Below are 6,758 nucleotides of genomic sequence, written 5' to 3'. Positions count from 1 at the left end.
GTAGGAGTTACCGGCCGGGGCCACGCCCTGCTCGCCTTCAGGCGGGGTACGTGTCGTCGACCACGTATCCGCGCTGCTTGTCCACCACATTGCGCAGCGGCCGGCCCTCGAGGCGGCGGGCGAAGTTGTCGAGGAACACCTCGATGAGCGCCTCGCGCTCGCTGGTGGTCTCGCCCGCCGTGTGTGGGGAGATCATCACGCCGGGCAGGTTCCACAGAGGTGATTCGGCCGGCAGGGGTTCTTGGGCGAACACGTCCAGGGCCGCGCCCGCGAGCCGTCCGGCGGCGAGGTGGTCGACCAGCGCTTCCTCGTCGACGAGTCCGCCCCGGCCTACGTTGATCAGCCGGGCCCCCGGCTTCATGGCCGCCAGCACGGAGGCGTCGACCATTCCCCGGGTGCCCTGGGTGAGGGGAGCGGCCAGGACGATGTAGTCCGCTTCTGTCAGGGCGGAGCGCAGGGTCGCGGCGCCGTGGACCGTGCCGAAGTCGGGGTCGTCCGTACGGGGTGCGCGGCCGGCTCCGCTCACCCGCATTCCGACGGCGCGCAACAGCCGGGCGATGGCCCGGCCGATCGGCCCCGTCCCCCAGACCAGCACGGTGCGTCCGGTGATGCCGTCGCTGGGGCGCGGGCGCCACTCGCGGCGCCGCTGGTGCTCCCAGGTGCCGGGGAAGTCCTTGGCGAGGGAGAGGATCAGGCCCAGGACGTACTCAGCGGTCGGCTGCTCATAGACCCCGCGTGCGTTGGTCAGGACCACCTGCGGATCGTCCACCAGGGCGGGGAACAGGAAGGAGTCCACGCCGGCGGAGGACGCGTGCACCCAGCGGGGCGCCTTGTGGGGATCATCGGGCCATGCCTCCCGGATGGCCGGGGTGATGTTCACCCAGGCCAGGAGGACGTCGGCGCCGGGGAGGAGGTAGGGCAGCTCCTCCTCGGTGGCGTAGACGGTGTCGGCCAGGTCTTCGAGGCGCGCGGTGGCGGGGGGCCGGTTGCCGCGGTAGAGGACGACGAGTCGGTCGCGCATGTCAGGCTCCGACGGGGACGGCCAGGTACTTGTACTCCAGGAACTCGTCGATGCCGACGCGTCCGCCTTCGCGGCCCAGGCCGGACTGCTTGACGCCGCCGAAGGGCGCGGCGGGGTTGGACACCAATCCGGTGTTGATGCCGATCATGCCGCTTTCGAGGCGTTCGGCGACTCGCAGGGCACGGTCGAGGTTCTGGGTGAACAGGTAGGCGGCCAGGCCGAATTCGGTGTCGTTGGCGGCGGCCACGGCCTCGTCTTCGGTCTCGAAGGTGCGGATCGCGGCGACCGGGCCGAAGATCTCGGAGTCGATGATCGCGGAGTCGGGGGCGATGCCGGTGAGGACGGTGGGCGGGTAGAAGCAGCCGGGGCCCTCGGGGAGTTCGCCGCCGGTCAGGACGGTGGCACCGCGCTTGACGGCGTCCCGCACGAGGTCGTGTGCCTTGCTGCGGCCGACGACATCGATGAGGGGACCGACGTCGGTGCCGGGTTCGGTGCCGGGCCCGACGGTGAGGGCGGCCATGCGGGCGGTAAGGCGTTGGGCGAACTCGTCGGCGACGGAGGCGTGGACGAAGATGCGGTTGGCCGCGCAGCAGGACTCGCCCATGTTGCGCATCTTGGCGACCATGGTGCCCTCGACGGCCACGTCGAGGTCGGCGTCATCGAAGACGAGGAGCGGGGCGTTGCCGCCCAGTTCCATGGAGGTGCGGATGACGGTGTCGGCGCACTGGGCCAGCAGGATCCGGCCGACCTGGGTGGATCCGGTGAAGGACAGCTTGCGGATCTGCCCGCCGCGCAGCAGGGGTTCGACGACGCCGGCGGCGTCGGAGGTGGTGACGACGTTCAGCACACCGGCCGGCAGCCCCGCTTCGGTGAGGATCTGAGCCAGGACAAGGCTGGTCAGGGGCGTCTGCGGGGCGGGTTTGAGGACGATGGTGCAGCCCGCGGCGATGGCGGGGCCGATCTTGCGGGTGCCCATGGCCAGGGGGAAGTTCCAGGGAGTGATGAGCAGACAGGGTCCGACGGGCTGACGGGTGACCAGCAGACGGTTCCTGCCGTCGGGGGCGGTCATCATGCCGCCGTCGACACGGACGGCTTCCTCGGAGAACCAGCGGAAGAACTCGGCGCCGTAGGCGACCTCGGCCCGCGCCTCGGCCAGGGGCTTGCCCATCTCCAGGGTCATCAGCAGCGCGAGGTCCTCGGTGCGCGCGATGATGATGTCGTAGGCGCGACGCAGGATCTCGCTGCGCACGCGCGGCGGGGTGGCGGCCCAGGCGGCCTGCGCGGCGACCGCCGCTTCGAGGGCACGCCGGCCGTCGCCGGGTGAGGCGTCGGCGACCTGGCACAGTTCCTCGCCGGTGGCCGGGTTGTCGACGGAGAGGGTCCGGGCGGACTCCGCGTCCTGCCAATCGCCGCCGATGAACAGCTGCTTGGGTACATCACGGACGACAGTCATCGTGGGTATCTCCTTGTGGGTGCAGAGGGGCTGCCGACCGGTCAGCGGATGCGGTCGAGCGTCTTGTAGTAGGCGCCCGCGAAGGGCAGGAACCAGGCGGTGCCGTTGTAGAGGGGGATGCGGGGCGGGGCTATGTCGCGGACGGGGTTGACCTCGGGGTGGCCGTCCATCACTTCGGCCATGACCTGCCCCATGTGGGTGGCCATCTGCACGCCGTGGCCTGCGTATCCCATGGAGTAGTAGACGCCGTCGTCGGTCTGCCCGGCGTGCACGATGCGGTCCATGGCGAAGCCGACGGAGCCGCCCCACACGTACTCGATCTTTGTGCGGGAGAGCTGGGGGAAGATCTCGCACATCTCACGGAACAGGACGGCCCCGCTCTTCTTGTCCGAGGTGGGGTCGGACGGCGCGAAGCGGGCGCGGCCGCCGAACAGCAGCCGGTTGTCCGGGGTGAGCCGGAAGTAGTGGCAGACCTTGTTGGAGTCGACGATGAGGCGGGCCTTGGGGATGATGTCCCGGGCGAGTTCCTCGCCGAGCGGCTCGGTGACGATGATGAAGCTGCCGACACAGACCTGCTGGCGGCGCAGCCAGGGGAAGTTCCGGTCGGTGTAGGCGTCGGTGGCCAGCATGACCTGCCCGGCGCGGATCACGCCGCGCTCGGTGCTGACCTCGAACCGTCCGGCTGCGGTACGGCGTACGCCGACGCCGGCGTTGCGCTCGTGGATCTCGACACCGGCGCGCTCGCACGCCTCGGCCATGCCGCGCACGAAGCGGCCGACGTGCAGGGCGGCGCTGAACGGGTCGAGCAGGCCGCCGTGGTAGACGTCGGAGCCGATCTCGGAACGCAGTTCGGACTTGCCGATCAGAGTGGTCTCGTGTCCGAAGTGCTTTCCCAGGGCGCGCTGTTGGGCCTTCTTGCTCTCGAAGTGGGCGGGGCGGGAGGCGACGCCCAGGCGTCCGACGCGGCGGAACTGGCAGTCGATGGACTCCTCGTTGACGAGCCGTTCGACGGTGTCAACGGCCTCGCCGTAGGAGTTGTAGATCTCGCGGGCCCGTTCGAGTCCGTAGCGGCGGATGGCCTGGCCCACGCCGATGGTGAAGCCCAGGTTGGCCATGCCGCCGTTGCGGGCGGAGGCACCGGAGCCGATCTGGCCCTTCTCGACGAGGGTGACGCGGGCGCCCTTGCGGGCGGAGTGCAGGGCGGTGGACAGACCCGTCAGGCCGGCGCCGATGACCACCACGTCGGTGTCCTCGGTCAGCGGCTTGCCGGATCGGTCGGGAAACGCCCCGGCGGTTTCTATCCAATAGGGAATCGTCTTCATCTCGGGTCCTTAGCGGGGGAGTTTCGTGGTGAGGGACGGCCGGGCACCACCGGGCGCCCGGCCGTCGGCGCTGTCATGGCGCTGTGACGGTCGGATCGACGTCGAACTGGAGCCGGACCCGCTGCCGCGTGTGCTGGGCGCTTCTGCAGCGCCGCTTCTACAGCACTCGTTCGAGGAAGGCCTGGGTGCGTTTCTCGCGGGGGTTGGCCAGGACTTCGCGTGCGTCGCCGCGTTCGACGGCGATGCCTTCGTCCATGAAGAGGACTTCGTCGGCGACTTCGCGGGCGAAGGCCATCTCGTGAGTGACGAGGAGCATGGTCATGCCGTTGCCGGCGAGGTCGCGCATGACGGCGAGTACTTCGCCCACGCGCTCGGGGTCCAGCGCGCTGGTGGGTTCGTCGAACAGCATGATGGTGGGTTCCATCGCCAGTGCGCGGGCGATGGCCACGCGCTGCTGCTGGCCGCCGGAGAGCTGGGCGGGGTACTTGTGGCCGCATCCCTCCAGGCCGACCCTGGCCAGCAGGTGCTGTGCCTGCTCCCGGGAGGCGGCGCGGTTCTTCTTCTGCACCAGTACCGGTCCGGACATGACGTTGCTCTCGGCGGTCATGTTGGGGAACAGGTTGAACTGCTGGAACACCATGCCGATGCGGGCGCGTTGTTGGGCCAGCCGTTTGGGGCGTACGGCGTGGTAGGCGTCGTCCTTCTCGACGTAGCCGAAGTCCTCTCCGTTGACCTTGAGGACGCCGCGGTCGACGGTCTCCAGCCCGTTGATGCACCGCAGCAGGGTTGATTTGCCGGATCCGCTGGGTCCGATGATGCAGGAGATCTCCCCGGCCGCGACGGTCAGGTCGATGTCACGCAGGACCTGGTGACGTCCGAAGCTCTTGCACAGTTTGCGTGCGACGATCGTTCCGTCCGGGTTCACAGCAGGGACTCCCTCGTGGTGGGAACGAGCGGGCCGGTCCCGGGCTCGGCCGGGGTGGCGGCCGGGGTCAGCCGTGTCCGGGTGGAGCGGGAGAATCGGCGCTCGATCATGGACTGGGGCACGCTCAGCACCAGCGTCATGATCAGGTACCAGAGGCTGGCCACGATCAGCAGCGGGATCGTCTGGTAGGTGCGGGCGTAGATCGCCTGGGCGCTCTGCAAAAGGTCGGCGACGCCGAGCACGCTCACCAGTGAGGTCTCCTTGAGCATGCCGATCACCTGGTTGCCGGTGGCGGGGATGATGGCCGGCATGGTCTGCGGGATGATCACGTGGCGGAGCTTGGTGAACCCCGACATGCCCAGGGACTCGGCGGCTTCGTGCTGTCCGCGGCTGACCGAGGCGAAGCCGCCGCGGATGATCTCGGACATGTAGGCGGCCTGGTTGAGGGTGAGTCCCACGATGGCCGCGGTCATCGGCGTCATGATCGCGTTCACGTTCACCGGCGTGGAGATGTCGGTGAACGGGATGCCGATGGAGAGGTTCGGGTACAGCGCCGCGATGTTGAACCAGAACACCAGCTGCACGAGCACCGGCGTGCCGCGGAAGAAGGTGATGTAGAGCTGGGCCAGCCCGGCAACGGGCCGCTGCTGCGACATGCGCATCACCGCCAGCACCAGCCCCAGCAGCGTGCCCAATCCCATGCTCGCTGCGGTCAGGAGCAGCGTGACCAGCAGGCCGTTGAGGATGGTCTGCGTGGTGAAGTAGCTGAACACCACGGGCCAGCGGTAGTTCTCGTTCGTCACCGCGGTCCACACCAGACCGGCGACGATCGCGATGGCCACGGCCCAGGCGACGTAGTCGCGCGGACGTTTCGGCGTGATCCGCTTCTTCTCCTCAGCCCGTAGTGGTGACACCGGTCCGCTCCTGGTCGTCGTGGTCTCGATCACGTCCATCGGCGTCTCAGTCCTGCGGGACGGCCGCGGCCGCGGTCTTGATCCCCAGGTCCTGGAGCCCCCAGCGGCCCAGCGCCTGGGCGTACTTGGGGCTGTCGATGATCGACTGGAGAGCGGCCTGCACCGCGGGGGTCAGCGGGGAGTCCTTCTTCAGGGCGACGGTCACGGGCTTGGTGGTCACCAGGGGCTTGAGGACGTCGAACGTCTTCGGCTGCTGCGCGGCCGCCCACTCGAGCGCGATGAAGTCGTACATCACCGCGTCGATCCGCTTGGAGACCAGCTGGGTGAGAGCGTCGTTCACGCTGGGCAGGGTCACCGCCTTGATGGCCGGCTTGCCCTTGCTCGTACAGTCCTGCTTCGACAGCTGGGGCAGCCACTGCAGTTCCTGGGTGCTGCCGGAGGTGACACCGACGTGGTGCCCGCACAGCGTGTGGGTGCCCAGGTTCTGCGGATTGCCGTAGGGGACGGACACTCCGGTCCCGGCCTTGAAGTAGTCGACCATGTCGAGCGCCTTCAGCCGGTCCGTCGTGGCGCCCATGGTGGAGGCGGTGAAGTCGTACCGGTTGGCCTGCAGTCCGGTGATGATGGTGTCGAACTTGACGTTGTTGATCTGGAGCTTCAGGCCGAGCTTGGCGGCGATCAGCCGGGCGATGTCCGGGTTGAATCCGATCGGGGTCTTGTTGTCCGATGCCATGAACGTGGTGGGCGGGTACGACAGGTCCATGGGCACCGAGAGCGTGCCCTTGGCCTTCACCGCCGCGGGCAGCAGCTTCACCGCGTTCGGGTCCGGCTTCACACCGACCGAGATGTCGTCGGTGTGCTCGGCCGACGAGCCGGATCCTGCGCCCTGTGCCGTGCTCTTCGCCCCTACGTTCTGCCCCGTGGCGCCCGCGCCGCACGCGGCGAGCGCGAGGGCCAGGGCGGTCGTGACGATCGGGATGCTCAACTGCCGGTTGGCCTGCATGGCGGCAGCTACGGCGCCTGCGGTGCGGCGTACGGTTCTGCGGCTGGTCCGGTTGTTTTCCATGGCGGTGCCTCCTGGGGAACGCGGGGATACGGGGAGCCTGTGATGCGAGGGGTGCGA

At 68.9% G+C, this 6,758-nt stretch carries 6 protein-coding genes; all 6 read right to left on the bottom strand.

All coding sequences use genetic code 11. The features are described from left to right. Nucleotides 1–37: 37 nt before the first annotated feature. A complete protein-coding gene (locus tag ACFULQ_RS13040) occupies nucleotides 38–1,021 on the bottom strand; it encodes a D-2-hydroxyacid dehydrogenase (RefSeq protein WP_383542182.1) in 984 nt (327 codons plus the stop codon). A gap of 1 nt (nucleotide 1,022) precedes the next feature. Then, nucleotides 1,023–2,474: an NAD-dependent succinate-semialdehyde dehydrogenase gene (locus ACFULQ_RS13035; RefSeq protein ID WP_383542179.1), complete on the bottom strand. Its 1,452-nt coding sequence runs from the start codon at nucleotides 2,472–2,474 to the stop codon at nucleotides 1,023–1,025. Nucleotides 2,475–2,515: 41 nt separating this feature from the next. Then, complete coding sequence (locus tag ACFULQ_RS13030) at nucleotides 2,516–3,796, bottom strand: NAD(P)/FAD-dependent oxidoreductase (protein WP_383542176.1); 1,281 nt, start codon at nucleotides 3,794–3,796, stop codon at nucleotides 2,516–2,518. Nucleotides 3,797–3,953: 157 nt separating this feature from the next. Further along, on the bottom strand, nucleotides 3,954–4,721 hold the full coding sequence (locus ACFULQ_RS13025; protein ID WP_383542173.1) for an amino acid ABC transporter ATP-binding protein: 768 nt from the start codon (nucleotides 4,719–4,721) through the stop codon (nucleotides 3,954–3,956). After that, nucleotides 4,718–5,674 carry an amino acid ABC transporter permease gene (locus ACFULQ_RS13020; RefSeq protein ID WP_383542170.1) on the bottom strand — a complete coding sequence of 319 codons (957 nt, stop codon included), beginning with the start codon at nucleotides 5,672–5,674 and terminating at the stop codon, nucleotides 4,718–4,720. The genes ACFULQ_RS13025 and ACFULQ_RS13020 overlap by 4 nt, the downstream gene beginning before the upstream one ends. Before the next feature lie 7 nt (nucleotides 5,675–5,681). Next, nucleotides 5,682–6,701 carry an ABC transporter substrate-binding protein gene (locus ACFULQ_RS13015; protein ID WP_383542168.1) on the bottom strand — a complete coding sequence of 340 codons (1,020 nt, stop codon included), beginning with the start codon at nucleotides 6,699–6,701 and terminating at the stop codon, nucleotides 5,682–5,684. Nucleotides 6,702–6,758: the final 57 nt, after the last annotated feature.

The organism is Streptomyces sp. NPDC057253 (assembly GCF_042669125.1).
GTDB lineage: Bacteria > Actinomycetota > Actinomycetes > Streptomycetales > Streptomycetaceae > Streptomyces.
Note: the sequence above shows the minus strand (reverse complement) of the source record. Positions and strands in the feature narration are given on the sequence as shown.